Below are 15,819 nucleotides of genomic sequence, written 5' to 3' on the forward strand. Positions count from 1 at the left end.
GATCCCGATCGCCCAGGTGTGGACCGAACCGCGGCAGGGGACCGCCGGGCGACGGACGCGCAGCCGCGCGTCCACCGCCGGCTGGGTGCTGCCCTGCGCGCGGCGCTCTACCGCAGGCTGGCCGAGGACGACGACCGCGCCGCCTACTGGGTGCGCCACGTCCGCATCGGCGTCCTGCTCACCGAGACCGCGTGCGCCGTCTCGCTCGGCTATGTGCTGCTGACCGACACGGCGGCGCACGCGTCGCTGGTCGTCCACTGCCTGCTGGCGGTGGCCGCGTTCGGAACCCCTGGCCTGCTCCTGCTCCCGCTGGCGACGTGGATGCGCGACTCGCGCGGTTCGCTGCTGTTCTACGGCTGGAGCCTGGCGGTCACCGTCATCGTCGCCGGCGTCTCCCGGATCGACGGAGGCAGCTCCAGCCCCCTGTACTCCCTGCTCTTCCTCACCCTGGCCTACATGGCCCTGGCCTATCCCCCGGCGGGTGTGGTCGTGACGGGCACGCTCATGGCCGGCACCTACGTGTTCGTCGTCGCGCCGCCGCACATCACGCTGTCGGTGCTTTACATCGCGGTCATCATGGGTGCGTTCACGACGGCCTGCGCCATGGCCTCGGCGAACTCCTGGGACGCCTACGAGCGCCAGATCCAGCTCCTCCGGGCACATCAGGCCCTGGCGTCCACCGATCCGCTCACCGGCTGCTCGAACCGGCGCGCGTTCCTGAGCCGGCTCGAGACCGCGGTGGAGGAGACCACGCCGACCGTCGTCTGCCTGGTCGACCTCGACGGCTTCAAGGGCGTCAACGACCGCGGCGGCCACGCCGAGGGCGACCGGGTCCTCCAGCAGGTCACCGCGGCGCTGAACGCGGCGGTGCGCGAGTCCGACACGGTCGCGCGGCTGGGCGGCGACGAGTTCGCCGTCCTCGCCGAGGTGACGACGGTGCTGCCGGCCGCCGATCTCGCCGAGCGGCTGCGGCAGGCCGTCGCCTTCGTCGGGCAGCACTGCGGGGTCACCGCCAGCGTCGGTGTCACCGAGGTCGTCCCCGGGGACGACGTCCACGACCTGCTCTTCCGCGCCGACGCCGCGATGTACCGGGCGAAGACCGCCGGCGGCAACCGGGTCACCGCCCCCGCCTGACCTTGCCGCGGGTCGGCGACCCGGCCAGCCTGGGGCGATGGCGCGCAGTGGGCAGAGCCTCGGCACGGTCGTCCGGTGGGACGACGACGCCGGCCGCGGCTGGATCGACCTCCCGGAGCTGCCGGGGGAGTGCTGGGTCGACGCGGCCGTCGTCCGGCACAGCACCGGTGCGGAGGCGCTCCGGGCCGGTCAGGTGGTCGCCGTCGAGTGGGCGGAACCGGACGACGGCGGGATCCGCGCCGTCCGGGTGACGCCACGGGAGGACCTGCAGGCCGGCCTCGGCGGGTGAGCTGCCGTCGGCGTGGCGTCGGCGAGTCCGCGCTCGCGCCGGCTACTGTGCGTGATCGACGGGCGGGGGCCGGCGACACGCCGTCCGGGGCACTCGGCGCGTGCTTGACACGACGTCGCAGCACCCGTTCGGAACCGGAAAGGGCCGGTGGACGACGCGCCGCAGGTCGTGATATAGGCCGTTGACCAGCGGTAAGAGGTAACACACGTCACCTTGCGTCACATTCGGCGCATCCGCCCCACCCCCACTGGCGCGATGGGGTGTCCATCGGGCAGACTGTCTGCGGGAGCCCTGCTCCGTCATTGCCGAATACAGCGCGTCACCGAATCGGTGGGTCCGTAGGGGAAGACGAGACCGGTCGATTCGATGGAGGTGCCTCGTGCAGCGACGGTCTACCCAGGGTGTCGTCTTCGTGCACGCGTGCCCGAAGGCGCTCTGCCAGCACGTCGAGTGGGCGCTGGAACGCGTCGTCGGCGCGCCGGTGTCCCTGTCGTGGGCCGAGCAGCCTGCGGCGCACGGGTCGTACCGTGCCGAGGTCGCCTGGACGGGCGCACCCGGCACCGGTGCGAAGCTGGTTGCTGCCCTGCGGGCGTGGCCGATGCTCCGGTTCGAGGTGACCGAGGAAGCCAGCCACGGCAACGACGGCGAGCGCATGTCCTACGTGCCCGGCCAGGGCGTCTACCGCGCCCCGACCAGCGCCAACGGCGACCTCGTGGTGACCGAGCAGCAGCTGCGCCACCTGGCCGCGACCGCCACCTCCATCGAGGCGTTCCGGCACGGCGTCGACGAGCTGCTCGGTGCGGCCTGGGACGCCGACCTCGAGGTCTACCGCCACGCCGGCGACGGCAGCCCGGTCACCTGGCTGCACCAGGTCGTCTGAGGAGGAATCCGCAGGTCACGATCTCGCTACGACACACCCGGCCGGGCCGGGACGGCATCGTAGTCTGAGGGTCCGGCCGTCCGGACGCCGTCGGGGAAGCGGCGTCCGGACGGCCGTTCCACGTGTCGCCCTCGCCGTGTGGCCGCCAGCCTCGGGGCACACCGCGAGGGGCGCCACCACACCGCGAGGGTGAGGCGCCCCTACAGCGGGATGTTGCCGTGGGCGCCGCGGCCGGCGGACGCCGTCGCCAGCGCCTCGACCAGCCGGCGCCTGGTGCAGGTCGGCTCCACGACCTCGTCGACCACGCCGATCTGCAGCGCCCGGTTCACCCCGCCGGCGATCCTCTCGTGCTCGGCGGCCAGCTGCTCGTGCAGCGCGTCGCGCTCCCCGGGAGGCGCTGCGGCCAGCTTCTTGCGGTGCAGGATGCCGACGGCGGCCTTCGCGCCCATCACCGCGACCTCGGCGCCCGGCCAGGCGAAGACCTTGGTCGCCCCGAGCGAGCGGGAGTTCATCGCGATGTAGGCGCCACCGAACGACTTGCGGGTCACCAGGGTCACCCGGGGGACGACGGCCTCGGCGAAGGCGTGCAGCAGCTTCGCCCCGCGGCGGACGACGCCGTCCCACTCCTGCCCGACCCCGGGCAGGTAGCCCGGGACGTCGACGACGACGAGCAGCGGGACGCCGAACGCGTCGCACATCCGCACGAACCGCGCCGCCTTCTCCGCCGACGCGGAGTCCAGGCAGCCGCCCAGCCGCAGCGGGTTGTTGGCGATCACCCCGACCGTCCGCCCGGCGATGCGGCCCAGCGCGGTGACGATGTTCGGCGCGAAGCGCGGGTGCAGCTCCAGGCCGGGGGAGTCGAGGAGCGCGGCCACCAGCGGCTTGACGTCGTAGGCGCGTTGCGGCTGGTCAGGCAGCAGCGCGCGCAGGTCGACGTCCGGCTCGTCCACGGCGGGGGCGAACGCCCCCTGGTTCGCCAGCAGGTCGACCGCCTGCCGTGCGGTGTCGAGCGCAGCGGGCTCGCTCTCGGTGACCACGTGGACGACGCCGGAGCGGCGGCCGTGGGTGTCCGGACCGCCGAGCTGCTCCTGGTCGACGACCTCGCCGGTGACCGAGCGGACGACGTCCGGGCCGGTGACGAACACCCGCCCGGCCGGGCCCATGATCACCAGGTCGGTGAGCGCGGGACCGTAGGCGGCACCGCCGGCGGCCGGCCCCAGCACGACCGAGATCTGCGGAACCCGCCCCGAGGCGCGCACCATCGCCGCGAACACCTCACCGACGGCGTGCAGCGCGACCACGCCCTCGGCCAGCCGCGCCCCGCCGGAGTGCCAGATGCCGACCACCGGCACCCGCTCGCGGACGGCGGTGTCGATCGCGTCGACGATGTGCCGGCAGCCGTCGACGCCCATCGCGCCGCCCATGACGGTTGCGTCGCTGCAGTACGCGACGGCCGGCGCGCCCTCGACCGTGCCCCGCGCCGCCAGCACCCCGGAGTCGTCGGCGGGCACCAGCAGCTGCATCGACCCTTCGTCGAACAGCCGCAGCAGCCGCGCCGCCGGGTCCCGGGGGTCGGCGACGGGGGCCGGGGGAGCGGCCTGCAGCGTCGTCACGCCGTCGTGAACACCAGGGCGATGTTGTGCCCGCCGAAGCCGAAGGAGTCGTTGACGGCGGCGGAGAACGACGCCTTGCGCGGCTCGCGACGCACGATGTCGAGGGCCTGGACCGCGGCGTCGTCGTCCGGGTCGTCGAGGTTGGCCGTGGCCGGCACGATCTGGTCGCGCAGGGCCAGGATCGTGAACACCGACTCCAGGGCGCCGGCGGCGCCGAGCAGGTGGCCGGTCTGGCTCTTCGTGGCGGTCACCAGCACGTGCTCGCCGATCGAGCTGCGGATCGCCGCCGCCTCGGCGGTGTCGCCGACCGGTGTGGAGGTCGCGTGCGCGTTGACGTGCCCGATGTCGGACGGCGACAGACCCGCGTCGCGCAGCGCGGCGCCGATGGCCCGCGCGGCGCCCTCGCCCTCGGGGTGCGGGGCGACCAGGTCGTAGCCGTCGGCGGTGGCACCGGCACCGGCCACCCGCGCGTACACCGTCGCGCCGCGGGACTTCGCGGAGTCGGCCCGCTCGAGGACCAGGGCCGCCGAGCCCTCGCCGAGCACGAAGCCGTCGCGGGCTTTGTCGAACGGCCGCGAGGCGCGCTCGGGCTCGTCGTTGCGGGTGCTCATCGCCCGCATCGCGGCGAAGCCGGCCATCGGCAGCGGGTGGATGCAGGCCTCTGTGCCGCCGACCAGGACGACGTCCGCCCGGTCGAAGCGCAGCAGGTCCAGGCCCCAGCGGATCGCCTCGGCGCCCGAGGCGCAGGCCGAGACGGGCGCGTGCACCCCGCCCTTGGCGCCGATCGCGAGGCCGACCGCGGCGGCCGGTCCGTTCGGCATGAGCATGGGGATGGTGAAGGGCGAGACCCGCTTGGGGCCCTTCTCCTCCAGGACGTCGTCCTGGCCCAGCAGGGTCAGCGCCCCGCCGATGCCGGTGCCGAAGACGACGGCGATGCGCTCGGGCGCGACGTCGAGCTGCGCGGCGCCGGAGTCCTCCCAGGCCTCCTGCGCGGCGACGACGGCGGCCTGCTGGCTGCGGTCGAGCCGGCGGGCGCGGACCCGGTCGAGCTGCTCGACGGGGTCGCTCGCCATGCGCGCGACGAGCTGGGCCGGGTACTCCTTGGCCCAGTCGTCGGTGATCCGGCTGACGCCCGACCGCCCGGCCAGCAGCGCCTCCCACGTGCTGGCCACGTCCCCGCCGAGCGGCGTGGTGGCGCCGAGGCCGGTGACGACGACGTCACTGGTTGACGTGCTCATGTCTGTTCCCTCCAGAAGGAGATGGCCGGGCAGTCGGACGGGGCCTCAGCCTTGGTTCTTCTCGATGAAGCTGATCGCGTCGCCGACGGTCTTGATGTTGCCGAGCTCGTCGTCGGGGATGGCGACACCGAACTTGTCCTCGACGGCGGTGGCGATCTCGACCATCGACAGCGAGTCGACGTCGAGGTCCTCGGTGAAGGACTTCTCGGGAGTGGCGTCGGCGGGGGTCACGCCGGCCACCTCCTCCAGGATCTCGCCGAGTCCGGCCTGGATCTCCTGGGTGCTGGCCACGCGGGGTCCTCTCTCTCGGAAGGTGGCGGCATCCACGTCGGACGCCGCCGTCGTCCCGGGACGGGTGTCCCGGCTGACGACAGGATTTCAGGGAAGGCGCAGAACCTGCCCGGCGAAGGTGAGCCCGGCGCCGTAGCCGAGCACCAGCGCGAGGTCGCCGGACTTCGCCTCGCCCGACTCCAGCAGCGCCGACAGCGCGAGCGGGATCGAGGCGGCCGAGGTGTTGCCGGACTGGACGATGTCGCGGGCGATCACGGTGCGCTCGGGCAGCCCCAGCTTCTTGACCATCGACTCGACGATGCGCAGGTTCGCCTGGTGCGGGGCGAAGACGTCGATGTCCTCCGGCCCGACGCCGGCGCGCTCCATCGCCTCGACCAGGGTCTCGGTCAGCTTCGTCGTCGCCCAGCGGTAGACCGCCTGGCCGGCCATCGCCATGAAGCCGGTGCCGGCGACGATCTCGATCGCGTTGTGCTGGTCGCCGTCGCTGCCCCAGGCCACCGGGCCGATGCCCGGCTCGTCGGAGGCGCCGACGACCGCCGCGCCGGCCCCGTCGGCGAAGATCACCGCGGTGGCCCGGTCGGTCATGTCGGTGACGTCGGTCAGCCGCTCGACGCCCACGATCAGCGCGTTGCGCACCGACCCGGCGCGGATCGCGTCGTTGGCCAGGCCGAGGGAGTAGCAGAACCCCGCGCAGCCGGCGTTGAGGTCGAAGGCGCCGGGGCGCCGGATGCCCAGCCGGTAGCCGACCTGCGGGCCGATGCCCGGGATGGGGTGCCGGAGGCTGGCGCTGGCGGCGATGACCATGTCGATCTCGTCGGGGTCCAGCCCGCTGGCCGCGATCGCCTTGCCGCCGGCGGCGACAGCCATCTCGACGAGCGTCTCGTCCTCGCCGGCCCAGCGCCGCTCGGCGATGCCGACGCGGGACTGGATCCACTCGTCGTTGGTGTCCATCACCTGGGCGAGCTCGTGGTTGGTGACCCGCCGGCGCGGGCGGTAGCCGCCGATGCCGAGGATGCGGGCGCCGGGGGCGCCCTGACGCTGCTGGAGCGTGGTCATGCCGAGACCTCCGGGTAGAGACGGGCCAACGGGTCGCCTGCGTCGACCAGGTCGCCCTCCTGCACGAGCCACTCGGCGAGTACCCCGTCGTAGCCGGCCGAGACGTCGACCTCCTCGCGCCGGCTGCGCACGCGACCCAGCGGCGTGCCGGCGGGGAGGAGGGTGCCCTCGGCGACGTCCGCCGGGCTCACCGTGCCGCGCACGGGAGCCACGACGACACGCCAGCCGAAGAAGCTGCCGAGATCAACCACGAGCCGCCCCCAGCAGCTCCCGCGCCCGGTCGAGGTCGGCGGGGCCGGAGACGGCGAGCACCTCGATGTCGCTGCCCTTCCACTCGCGCTTGGCCAGCCCGGCCAGCGCGCCGGCGGGCGGCAGCTCGACCGCCGCGGTCACGCCGAGGTCGCGCAGGGTGGCCAGGCAGGCGTCGAAGCGGACCGGGCTGGTGATCTGGCTGACCAGGCGCGAGAGGGCCTCCGCGCCGCTGCCCACGGCCTTGCCGTCGGCGTTGGACAGCAGCTGGCGGCTGGGATCGGCCGGCCGCAGCCCGGCGACCAGGCCCTCGAGCTCCTCGCGCGCCGGGGCCATGTACGCGGTGTGGAAGGCGCCGGCCACCGACAGCGGCAGCACCCGCGCCTTGGCCGGCGGGTCGGCCTTCAGCGCGGCCAGCCCGTCGAGCGAGCCGGCCACCACGACCTGGCCGCCGCCGTTGTAGTTGGCGCCCTGCAGCCCGTGCTGCTCCAGCGCGGCCTGCAGCTCGTCGGGGTCGCCACCGAGGACGGCGGACATGCCGGTCGGCGTCTGCGCGCAGGCGGCGGCCATCGCCCGGCCGCGGACGGCGGTGAGCGCGATGGCGGCCTCGACGCTCAGCACACCGGCCAGCGCGGCCGCGGTCAGCTCGCCGACGCTGTGCCCGGTGATGACGACGTCGTCGGCCGGCGCTCCCGGCTCGGGCAGCGCGCCAAGCTCGCGGGCGATGAACAGGCTCATCGCGACCACCAGCGGCTGCGTGACCGCGGTGTCCTTGATCGCCTCGGCGTCGCCGGTCGTGCCGAGCGTCAGCAGGTCGGCGTCGGCGATGGCACCGGCCCAGTGGAAGAAGGACTCGGCGCCGGGGAGGTCGAGCCAGTCGGCGAGCATCCCGGGCTTCTGAGCACCCTGTCCGGGGGCGAGGACGGCGAGCACGTCCCTCACCCTGCCGGAGATCACCGCCGTCCGCGCCCGGGGAGCGGCACGAAAGGACACCGGTGATCTTTGGAGGGTTCCTACAAAGCTGTGACGCATCTGGCGGGATGGACAGCCGATTCGTGGTAGAGACCACACGTCAATGCCAGAGCGAGCTGTCCTTGCCGAGGTTCGCGAGCGCCAGGGCCACCTGCAGGGTCCAGGCACCGCGGGGGTCGGTGGCCGAGAGCCCGGTCAGCTCCGCCGCCCGGCGCAGCCGGTAGCGGACCGTGTTCGGGTGCACGAACAGCGCCCGCGCGCTCGCCTCGAGGTTGCCGCCCCCGGCGAGCACCGCGCGCACCGTCTCGAGCACCTCGCCGCCGGCCGCCTGCAGCGGGACGGCGACACGCTCGTTCAGCGCGGTCCGGGCCAGCGGATCGCCGTCCAGGGCTCGCTCGGCCAGCAACGCGTCCGCGGCGACCGGCCGGGGGGCGCCCGGCCACGCGGGCGCGGCCCGCAGGCCGGCCAGCGCCGCGGCCGCCGACTCCGCGGCCCGGGACAGGCCGTCGACCACCGGCCCGGTGACCACCGCGCCGGGCCCGAACTCGTCGCTGAGCTTCTCGGCCACCGTGTCGAGGTCGTCGGAGCCGCCGAGGACGACGACCAGCTGGTCGGCGTGCACGCCGACCAGCACCTCGGCGCGCATCGAGCGCGCGGTGCGGCGGACGAGCGAGTGCGCGTCGACCCCGGCCGGCGCCCCGCCCACGACGACGACCACCGGGCTCATCGCCGCCCAGCCGAGAGCCGCGGCCCGGCCGGGCAGCTCCTCGGAGCGCTCGCCGCGCACCAGGGCGTCGACGACCAGGGCCTCAAGGCGGGCGTCCCAGGCACCGCGGTTCTCCGCGAAGCTGGCGTAGACGTGCGCGGTGGCGAAGGCGACCTCGCGGCTGAAGGTCAGCACGGCGATGCGCAGCGCCTCGGCCTCGTCGGGCTCGGCGACCGAGTCGACGTTCTCGTCGAGCACCTCGACGGTGGTCTTGATCAGGTCGACGGTGTGCCGCAGCGGCACGGCCCGGACCAGCTCCCGCGGCGCCGCGCCGAACACCTCGCCGGTCAGCCGCGGCGGCTTGTCGGGGTTGCGGCACCAGTCGACGAGCGAGGCGATGCCGTTCTGCGCGACGAGCACGACCCACGAGCGCTGGTCGGCCGGCATGGTGCGGAACCACGGCAGCTGCTCGTCCATGCGGGCGACGGCCCGGGTGGCGAGCCGGCCCGAGGCCCGCTCGAGCCGCCGGAGGGTCGCCTCGCTCGGCGGGTGGTTGCTGACCCGGCCGCTCACCGGTTCAGCCTGTCATGCGGCCGCAGGTCGGGGAGAGTGGACACGTGGAGGTTCGTCCGGACGGCGCATCGCGGTTCCCGCGACGGGGGGCCCTGATCGCCGCGGCCGCGTGCGTCGCCGTGCTCGTGGTGCTCGGGATCGGCGTGGCCACGAAGTTCGGCCCGCAGCTCCGGCTGGACAGCACCGTCAGCCGGGCGCTGTACGCCGGCGACGGGCGGTCGGCCGTGGTGAACGACCTGCTGCAGGTGCTCACCTCGCCCGGGCTGACCGTGTTCCGCGTCGTCGTCCTGCTGCCGGTGGTGGTCTGGCTCGTCCTGCGCCGGCTCTGGTGGACCGCGGCCTGGGTGCTGACCGCGATCGTGCTCATCGCCCCCCTGACGACGGCGGTCAAGGAGCTCGTCGGCCGGGTGCGGCCGGACTTCGTCAACGGCGGGGCACGGCTGGAGTCGCTGAGCTTCCCCAGCGGTCACTCCTCGGGCAGCGCCACGCTGGTCACCGTCGTCCTGGTGCTGACCTGGCCGCTGCTGACCCGCACGGGACGGCGGATCTGCCTCGGGCTCGGGATCGCGCTCGCCCTCCTCGTCGGGCTGACCCGGATGTGGCTGGGCGTGCACTTCCTCTCCGACGTCCTCGGCGGGTGGGCGCTCGGCGTCGCGTGGACGCTGTTGGTCGCAGTGGCGTTCGGGGCGCTGCCCGGCGGGCGGGCGGCGCTGCCGGCGCGGGACCGGGCGGAGGTGGCGTGATGGTCGAGGGTCGGGTGGTGGCCGCGCCGGAGGACGGCTCGCTCGGGCCGCTGCTGCGGCTGGCCGACGACCGGCTGGCGCCGGGGGAGGGCTACGGCCGGCACGCGCACCGGGCGGTCGACGTCGTCGCCGTCGTCCTCGCCGGGTCGCTGCGGCACGCGTGGGCGGACGAACCCGTGATGGAGGCCGGGGACGTCGCCGTGCTGCGCGCGGGGGAGGGGCTCGACCACGACGAGATCGCCGGGGACGACGGCGCCCGGGTGCTGCAGGCCTACCTGCGGCCGGTCGACCCGTCGGCGCCGCCGTCGCACGTCGTGCACCGGGCGGTCGCCGGCTGGGTCGATCTCGGCCGGCCCGACGCGCGGCTGTGGGTGGGCCCGCCCGGGGCCGACGTGCCGGACGGCCGGCTCGACGTGGACGCCGGCGACCGGGTCGTGGTCTGGCGGACCAGCACCGACCGCCCCGACTGGGCCGGCTTCTGACCCTGCGGTGAGGATGGGGGCATGCCCACCAGCGCCGCCGATCTCCTCGCCGCCGCCTACTCCGACGCCGACCGCACCATCGACCTGCGCCGGCGGTTGCACCGCCGTCCGGAGATCGGCCTGCACCTGCCGCAGACGCAGGCCACGGTGGTCGACGCGTTCGACGGTCTGCCGATCGAGGTGACGACGGGGAAGTCGACCAGCTCGGTGGTCGGGGTGCTGCGCGGCGCGCGGCCGGGGCCGACCTTCCTGCTCCGCGGCGACATGGACGCGCTGCCCGTGCACGAGGACACCGGGCTGCCGTTCGCCTCGGAGATCCCCGGCGCCATGCACGCCTGCGGGCACGACACCCACGTCGCGATGCTCCTGGGCGCGGCCCGGCTGCTCGCCGAGCGCCGCGACGAGCTCGCCGGCCAGGTGGTGTTCATGGTCCAGCCGGGGGAGGAGGGCTTCCACGGCGCCCGGTACATGCTCGACGAGGGGCTGCTCGAGGCCGTCCCCGAGGCGCCGGTGAGCGGCGCGTTCGCGCTGCACATCACCTCGACGTTCGCCAGCGGCACGATCAACGTCCGGCCGGGCCCGATGATGGCCGCCGCCGACCAGTGGAAGATCACCGTCCGCGGCCGCGGCGGGCACGCCTCGATGCCGCACGCCGCGAACGACCCGATCCCGGTCGCCGCGGAGATCGTGCTGGCCCTGCAGTCGATGGTCACCCGCCGGGTCGACGTGTTCGACCCCGCCGTCGTCACGGTCGCGCACATCGAGGCCGGGTCGACCAACAACGTCATCCCCGACTCGGCGTTCCTCGAGGGCACGATCCGGACGCTCTCGGCGGACACCCGCGCCGCGGTGGTGGCCGGCGTGCAGCGGGTCGCCACGGCGCTGGCCGGTGCCCACGGCATGACCGTGGAGTTCGAGCACGTCGAGGGCTACCCGGTGACGGTGAACGACCCGCGCGCGGCCGCGACCGTGCTGGAGACGTCCGCGGCGCTGCTCGGTGCGCAGGCCGCGGCCCCGATGGCCGTGCCGCTGATGGGCGCGGAGGACTTCTCCTACGTGCTGCAGCGGGTGCCGGGCGCGCTGGCGTTCCTCGGTGCCTGCCCGCCCGGGACCGATCCGTCGGAGGCCGCGCCCAACCACTCCAACCTCGTCGTCTTCGACGAGGAGCCGCTGCCCGCCGGCGTCGCCCTCTACGCCCGGATGGCCCTGGACGCCCTCGCCGGCTGAGCGGTGATCAGGTGACCTGATCGAAGGCTGTCCTCCTGCGCCAGCGTTGCTGAAGGAGGACAGCTGTTGGTGCAGGGGGACGGCGCTGCGGCTCAGCTCGCCTGCGCCCGCGGAACCCTGCGGAGTCCGCCCTGCCAGAACTCCGTCCGGTACCTCGGCGCGGCACGACGACCGCGGGCCAGCAAGGCCGCCAGGCGCTCGAGCTTCTGATCCCGGCGTTCCCAGAGGTCGTCCGGGGCGACGCGCAGCCCGTTCAGGTCGAGGTCGAGCAGGGCGTCCTGCCGCTGCTTCTCCTCCCACAGCACCTGCGCCGGCGTGCGATCCCGCCAGGGGTCGGTGTACTTCACTTTCCCGTCGCACTCGACGAAGACGCCGTGGTCCGGCCAGTACATGTCCAGGACGGCGACCAGCCGCGCGCCGACGTAGACGGCCTGCTGCAGCAGTGGCTCCGGTAGCCCTGCCTTCAGGATCGCCAGGCGGGTGAGCGTCTCGTGCGGCGAGTGCGCGCCGATCCGGGCCGACGACAACGCTCGTGCTGCGCGGCCGCAGTTGATCCAGTGCGTCTGAGCCAGCGATGCGCCTGTCAGCTGCTCGGTTGTGACGCGACCGTCCGCCAGCGCGTCGTCCGCCGCGATGACCGTGTCGACCAGCGCCCACTCCCGTCCGACGTCGGCGAGGGTGCGGCTCAGCGTGGTGACGTGCAGGCCGTCCAACACGACGACGTCGTCCGGTGGGAGGGCGGCGACCCTGATCCGGTACGCCTTGCCGGTCCGGAACTGCTCGGGATCGGTCAGCTGCACCTCGTCCTCAGCCGCTCGTGGGAGAACCAGTCCGTGGAGTCGTGCCGCCGAGCTGTGGCTGATGACCACGCCCTTCCGTTCGAGGCGACGCAGGACCGCGGCGCACGACAGCCGGTGCGTCGTCCCGGTGCTCTCGTGCCGGCGCCACACGTCCGCGGTGGTGTAGACGCCGTACCGCAGCCGCCGCCACTGCCCGGTGCGCAGGAGGGGGCCGATGGCGTTGCGGTCGATGCCGGCGGCCAGCGCGTCGGCGGTGGCGAAGACGCCATGGTGGCGGGTCATCGCGGCGGCGAGGAGCGGTTCCACGCGGGCACCGTCCCCGAGGCAGACCGCGGTGGGAACCGCTTGCGGATACCTGTGGACGACGCGGCCACCTGTGCAAGCGCCGCGGAACTGCGACCGCTGACGACGTCCCCCCGCAGCAACGACTGTCCCCCCGCACCAACGTTGGTGCGGGGGGACAGTTTTCGATCAGGTCACCTGATCAGTGCTGCCTCCGACGATCAGGTCGCGGGGCTGGGGTCGGACCGCTGCTCCGCGGGCGCGGCCTGCACGTCGCGGATCTGGTACTTCTCCACGGCCTGGCGGACGACGTCCCGGTCGAGCCAGCCCCAGTCGGCCAGCGAGGCGAGCGTCCGGACGACGATCGACTCGGCGTCGACGTGGAAGTGACGGCGCAGCGCCGGACGGGTGTCGGACAGACCGAACCCGTCGGTGCCCAGCGACTTCATGCCGTGCGGCGCGTACGGCGCGATGAGGTCGGGCACCGCCCGCATGAAGTCCGACACCGCGACGACCGGGCCCTCGGCGTCCCGCAGCCGCCGGGTCACGTAGGGCACCTTCGGCTCGGCCTCGGGGTGCAGCAGGTTGTGCTCCTCGGCCTCGACCGCGTCGCGGCGCAGCTCGGTCCAGGAGGTCACCGACCAGACGTCGGCCGAGACGCCCCAGTCCTGCGCCAGCAGCTCCTGCGCGCGCAGCGCCCACGGCACCGAGACGCCGGAGGCGAGGATCTGCGCCTTCTTGCCGTTCTCGATCTGCGGACCCTCGGCGTAGCGGTACATGCCGGCGAGCAGGCCCTGCAGGTCGAGGTTCTCCGGCTCGGCCGGCTGGTTGAACGGCTCGTTGTAGACCGTCAGGTAGTACATGACGTCGGGGCTGCGGTGCCCGCCGAGCGGCGCGCCGGGGTCGTCGCCGTACATCCGCACCAGGGCGTCCCGGGTGATGTGCGCGACCTCGAAGGAGAACGCCGGGTCGTAGGTGACGACCGCCGGGTTGGTGGCGGCCAGCAGCAGGGAGTGGCCGTCCTCGTGCTGCAGCCCCTCGCCGTTGAGCGTCGTGCGCCCCGCGGTCGCGCCGAGCAGGAACCCGCGGGCCATCTGGTCACCGGCGGCCCAGAACTCGTCGCCGGTCCGCTGGAACCCGAACATCGAGTAGAAGATGTAGATCGGGATCATGTGCTCGCCGTGGGTGGCGTAGGAGGTCCCGGCGGCGGTGAACGAGGCCGCCGAACCCGCCTCGTTGATGCCCTCGTGCAGGATCTGGCCCTGCTCGGACTCCTTGTAGGCCAGCATCAGCTCGCGGTCGACCGAGGTGTAGCGCTGGCCGTGCGGCGAGTAGATCTTCTGCGTCGGGAACAGCGAGTCCATGCCGAAGGTGCGCGCCTCGTCGGGGATGACCGGCACGAACCGCGGGCCGAGCTCCGGGTCCTTGAGCAGCTCCTTGAGCAGGCGGACGAACGCCATCGTCGTCGCGACCTCCTGCTTGCCCGAGCCGCGGCGCAGGACGTCGAGCGCCTTGTCCTCCGGCGCCTTGAGCGGCTTGGCCAGCACCTGCCGGCGCGGGATCGAGCCGCCCAGCGCCCGGCGCCGCTCGAGCATGTACTGCATCTCGTCGGAGTCCGGCTCGGGCTTGTAGTACGGCGGCAGGGTCTTGTCCAGCGCCTCGTCGGGGATCGGCAGGTAGAGCCGGTCGCGGAAGGCGACGAGGTCCTCGGCGGTCAGCTTCTTCATCTGGTGGGTGGAGTTGCGGGCCTCGAAGTGGCTGCCCAGCGTCCAGCCCTTGATGGTCTTGGCGAGGATGACCGTCGGCTGCCCCTTGTGCTCGCTCGCCGCCTTGTACGCCGCGTAGAGCTTGCGGTAGTCGTGGCCACCGCGGGAGAGCTCCCAGACCTCCTTGTCGGAGAGGTGCTCGACCATCTTGCGGGTGCGCGGGTCACGGCCGAAGAAGTGCTCGCGCACGAACGCGCCGTCCTCGGCCTTGTAGGTCTGGTAGTCGCCGTCGGGGGTGACGTTCATCAGGTTGACCAGCGCGCCGTCGCGGTCGGCGGCCAGCAGCGGGTCCCACTGCCGCCCCCAGATCACCTTGATCACGTTCCAGCCGGCGCCGCGGAAGAACGACTCCAGCTCCTGGATGATCTTGCCGTTGCCGCGGACCGGCCCGTCGAGCCGCTGCAGGTTGCAGTTGATGACGAAGGTGAGGTTGTCCAGCTCCTCCCGGGCGGCCAGCCCGATGGCGCCCAGCGACTCGGGCTCGTCCATCTCGCCGTCGCCGAGGAACGCCCAGACGTGCTGGTCGGAGGTGTCCTTGATGCCGCGGTCGTGCAGGTAGCGGTTGAACCGCGCCTGGTAGATCGCGTTCATCGGGCCCAGGCCCATGGAGACGGTGGGGAACTCCCAGAAGTCCGGCATCAGCCGGGGGTGCGGGTAGGACGACAGCCCGCCGCCGGGGTGGCTGACCTCCTGGCGGAAGCCGTCGAGCTGGTGCTCGGTCAGCCGTCCCTCGAGGAAGGCTCGGGCGTACATGCCGGGGGAGGCGTGGCCCTGGAAGTAGATCTGGTCGCCGCCGCCGGGGTGGTCCTTGCCGCGGAAGAAGTGGTTGAACCCGACCTCGTACAGCGACGCGGAGGACGCGTAGGAGGAGATGTGCCCGCCGACGGCGATCCCGGGCCGCTGCGCGCGGTGCACCATGATCGCGGCGTTCCACCGGATGTAGGCGCGGATGCGCTTCTCCACGAACTCGTCGCCCGGGAACCAGGGCTCCTGCTCCGGCGGGATCGTGTTGATGTAGTCGGTGCTGCGCAGCGACGGGACGCCGACCTGCTGCTCGCGGCTGCGCTGCAGCATCCGGAGCATCAGGTACCGAGCGCGGGTCCGCCCCGCGTGGTCGACGACCGCGTCGAGCGAGTCGACCCACTCCTGGGTCTCGTCGGGGTCGGTGTCGACCAGCTGGCTCGGCAGTCCTGCGGTGATGACCGCGCGGGGGGTGGTGGCGTCGCGGGCGGGGTCGCCGTCCGGCTGCTGCGGTGCGCTCATACCCCCATCGTCGTACGTCAGAGGTTCCGACGTCACGCGAGGGACCCGTGTCCCGGTCGATACGCCGCCGTACCGGCGTGTTCCCGGCGGTGCGCGTGCCCTGGGGAGGCTTGCGCCCGGCCCGGCATGCCCTACGCTTCCGCCAACGCCAAGCCCGGTCCACCGGGCACGAGGAGATCCAGAGGGGTGACATGACCAGGGTGCGGGCAACCTTCCCGCTGGTCGTGTCCGCCGTCGCCGCCGTCGTCGTCTTCC

15 protein-coding genes are annotated in these 15,819 nt (G+C 73.5%); 6 read left to right on the plus strand and 9 right to left on the minus strand.

From position 1 onward, the window contains the following. Positions 1–18: 18 nt before the first annotated feature. From GGQ55_RS28545 to GGQ55_RS18615, 3 genes are all read left to right on the plus strand, one after another. The gene (locus GGQ55_RS28545) at positions 19–1,134 is read left to right on the plus strand and encodes a GGDEF domain-containing protein (protein WP_179719258.1); all 1,116 of its coding nucleotides are present in this window, start codon (positions 19–21) and stop codon (positions 1,132–1,134) included. A 37-nt stretch (positions 1,135–1,171) separates the two neighbouring features. Next, positions 1,172–1,423, plus strand: a complete 252-nt coding sequence (locus tag GGQ55_RS18610) for a hypothetical protein (RefSeq protein ID WP_179719260.1) — start codon at positions 1,172–1,174, stop codon at positions 1,421–1,423. A 379-nt stretch (positions 1,424–1,802) separates the two neighbouring features. Further along, on the plus strand, positions 1,803–2,303 hold the full coding sequence (locus GGQ55_RS18615) for a DUF3145 domain-containing protein (RefSeq protein WP_179719262.1): 501 nt from the start codon (positions 1,803–1,805) through the stop codon (positions 2,301–2,303). A 200-nt stretch (positions 2,304–2,503) separates the two neighbouring features. Here GGQ55_RS18615 and GGQ55_RS18620 read toward each other — a convergent pair whose 3' ends face one another. From GGQ55_RS18620 to GGQ55_RS27950, 7 genes are all read right to left on the minus strand, one after another. Further along, positions 2,504–3,916 carry an acyl-CoA carboxylase subunit beta gene (locus tag GGQ55_RS18620; protein ID WP_366489674.1) on the minus strand — a complete coding sequence of 471 codons (1,413 nt, stop codon included), beginning with the start codon at positions 3,914–3,916 and terminating at the stop codon, positions 2,504–2,506. Continuing rightward, positions 3,913–5,154, minus strand: coding sequence for a beta-ketoacyl-ACP synthase II (fabF, locus tag GGQ55_RS18625; protein WP_179719264.1), 1,242 nt, complete (start codon positions 5,152–5,154; stop codon positions 3,913–3,915). Before fabF ends, GGQ55_RS18620 begins: the two co-directional genes overlap by 4 nt. A 45-nt stretch (positions 5,155–5,199) precedes the next feature. Continuing rightward, entirely contained in the window at positions 5,200–5,445 is a 246-nt protein-coding gene (locus GGQ55_RS18630) for an acyl carrier protein (protein WP_179719267.1), read from the minus strand. An 87-nt stretch (positions 5,446–5,532) separates the two neighbouring features. Beyond that, a complete protein-coding gene (locus tag GGQ55_RS18635) occupies positions 5,533–6,501 on the minus strand; it encodes a beta-ketoacyl-ACP synthase III (protein WP_179719269.1) in 969 nt (322 codons plus the stop codon). Beyond that, the gene (locus GGQ55_RS18640; protein ID WP_179719271.1) at positions 6,498–6,713 is read right to left on the minus strand and encodes a biotin/lipoyl-containing protein; all 216 of its coding nucleotides are present in this window, start codon (positions 6,711–6,713) and stop codon (positions 6,498–6,500) included. Before GGQ55_RS18640 ends, GGQ55_RS18635 begins: the two co-directional genes overlap by 4 nt. A 31-nt stretch (positions 6,714–6,744) precedes the next feature. Then, a complete protein-coding gene (locus GGQ55_RS18645; RefSeq protein ID WP_179719272.1) occupies positions 6,745–7,683 on the minus strand; it encodes an ACP S-malonyltransferase in 939 nt (312 codons plus the stop codon). Positions 7,684–7,822: 139 nt separating this feature from the next. After that, on the minus strand, positions 7,823–9,001 hold the full coding sequence (locus GGQ55_RS27950) for a PucR family transcriptional regulator (RefSeq protein WP_366489678.1): 1,179 nt from the start codon (positions 8,999–9,001) through the stop codon (positions 7,823–7,825). Positions 9,002–9,045: 44 nt separating this feature from the next. On the opposite strand from GGQ55_RS27950, the gene GGQ55_RS18655 reads away from it, so the two are divergent. Genes GGQ55_RS18655 through GGQ55_RS18665 form a run of 3 tightly spaced genes read left to right on the plus strand, consistent with a single transcriptional unit; the run spans position 9,046 to position 11,453 of the window. Beyond that, positions 9,046–9,744, plus strand: coding sequence for a phosphatase PAP2 family protein (locus GGQ55_RS18655; RefSeq protein WP_366489680.1), 699 nt, complete (start codon positions 9,046–9,048; stop codon positions 9,742–9,744). Then, positions 9,744–10,226 (plus strand): pirin family protein, encoded by a 483-nt coding sequence (locus tag GGQ55_RS18660; RefSeq protein ID WP_179719276.1) that lies wholly within the window; start codon positions 9,744–9,746, stop codon positions 10,224–10,226. The genes GGQ55_RS18655 and GGQ55_RS18660 overlap by 1 nt, the downstream gene beginning before the upstream one ends. 21 nt (positions 10,227–10,247) lie before the next feature. Further along, complete coding sequence (locus GGQ55_RS18665; RefSeq protein WP_179719278.1) at positions 10,248–11,453, plus strand: M20 metallopeptidase family protein; 1,206 nt, start codon at positions 10,248–10,250, stop codon at positions 11,451–11,453. 92 nt (positions 11,454–11,545) lie between these two features. On the opposite strand, the gene GGQ55_RS18670 is transcribed toward GGQ55_RS18665, so the two are convergent. Next, positions 11,546–12,559, minus strand: coding sequence for a type IV toxin-antitoxin system AbiEi family antitoxin domain-containing protein (locus GGQ55_RS18670; protein ID WP_179719280.1), 1,014 nt, complete (start codon positions 12,557–12,559; stop codon positions 11,546–11,548). Between the two features lie 197 nt (positions 12,560–12,756). Beyond that, positions 12,757–15,564, minus strand: coding sequence for a pyruvate dehydrogenase (acetyl-transferring), homodimeric type (aceE, locus tag GGQ55_RS18675; protein WP_179719282.1), 2,808 nt, complete (start codon positions 15,562–15,564; stop codon positions 12,757–12,759). Positions 15,565–15,819 lie beyond the last annotated feature (255 nt).

It is taken from the genome of Petropleomorpha daqingensis, assembly GCF_013408985.1.
GTDB lineage: Bacteria > Actinomycetota > Actinomycetes > Mycobacteriales > Geodermatophilaceae > Petropleomorpha > Petropleomorpha daqingensis.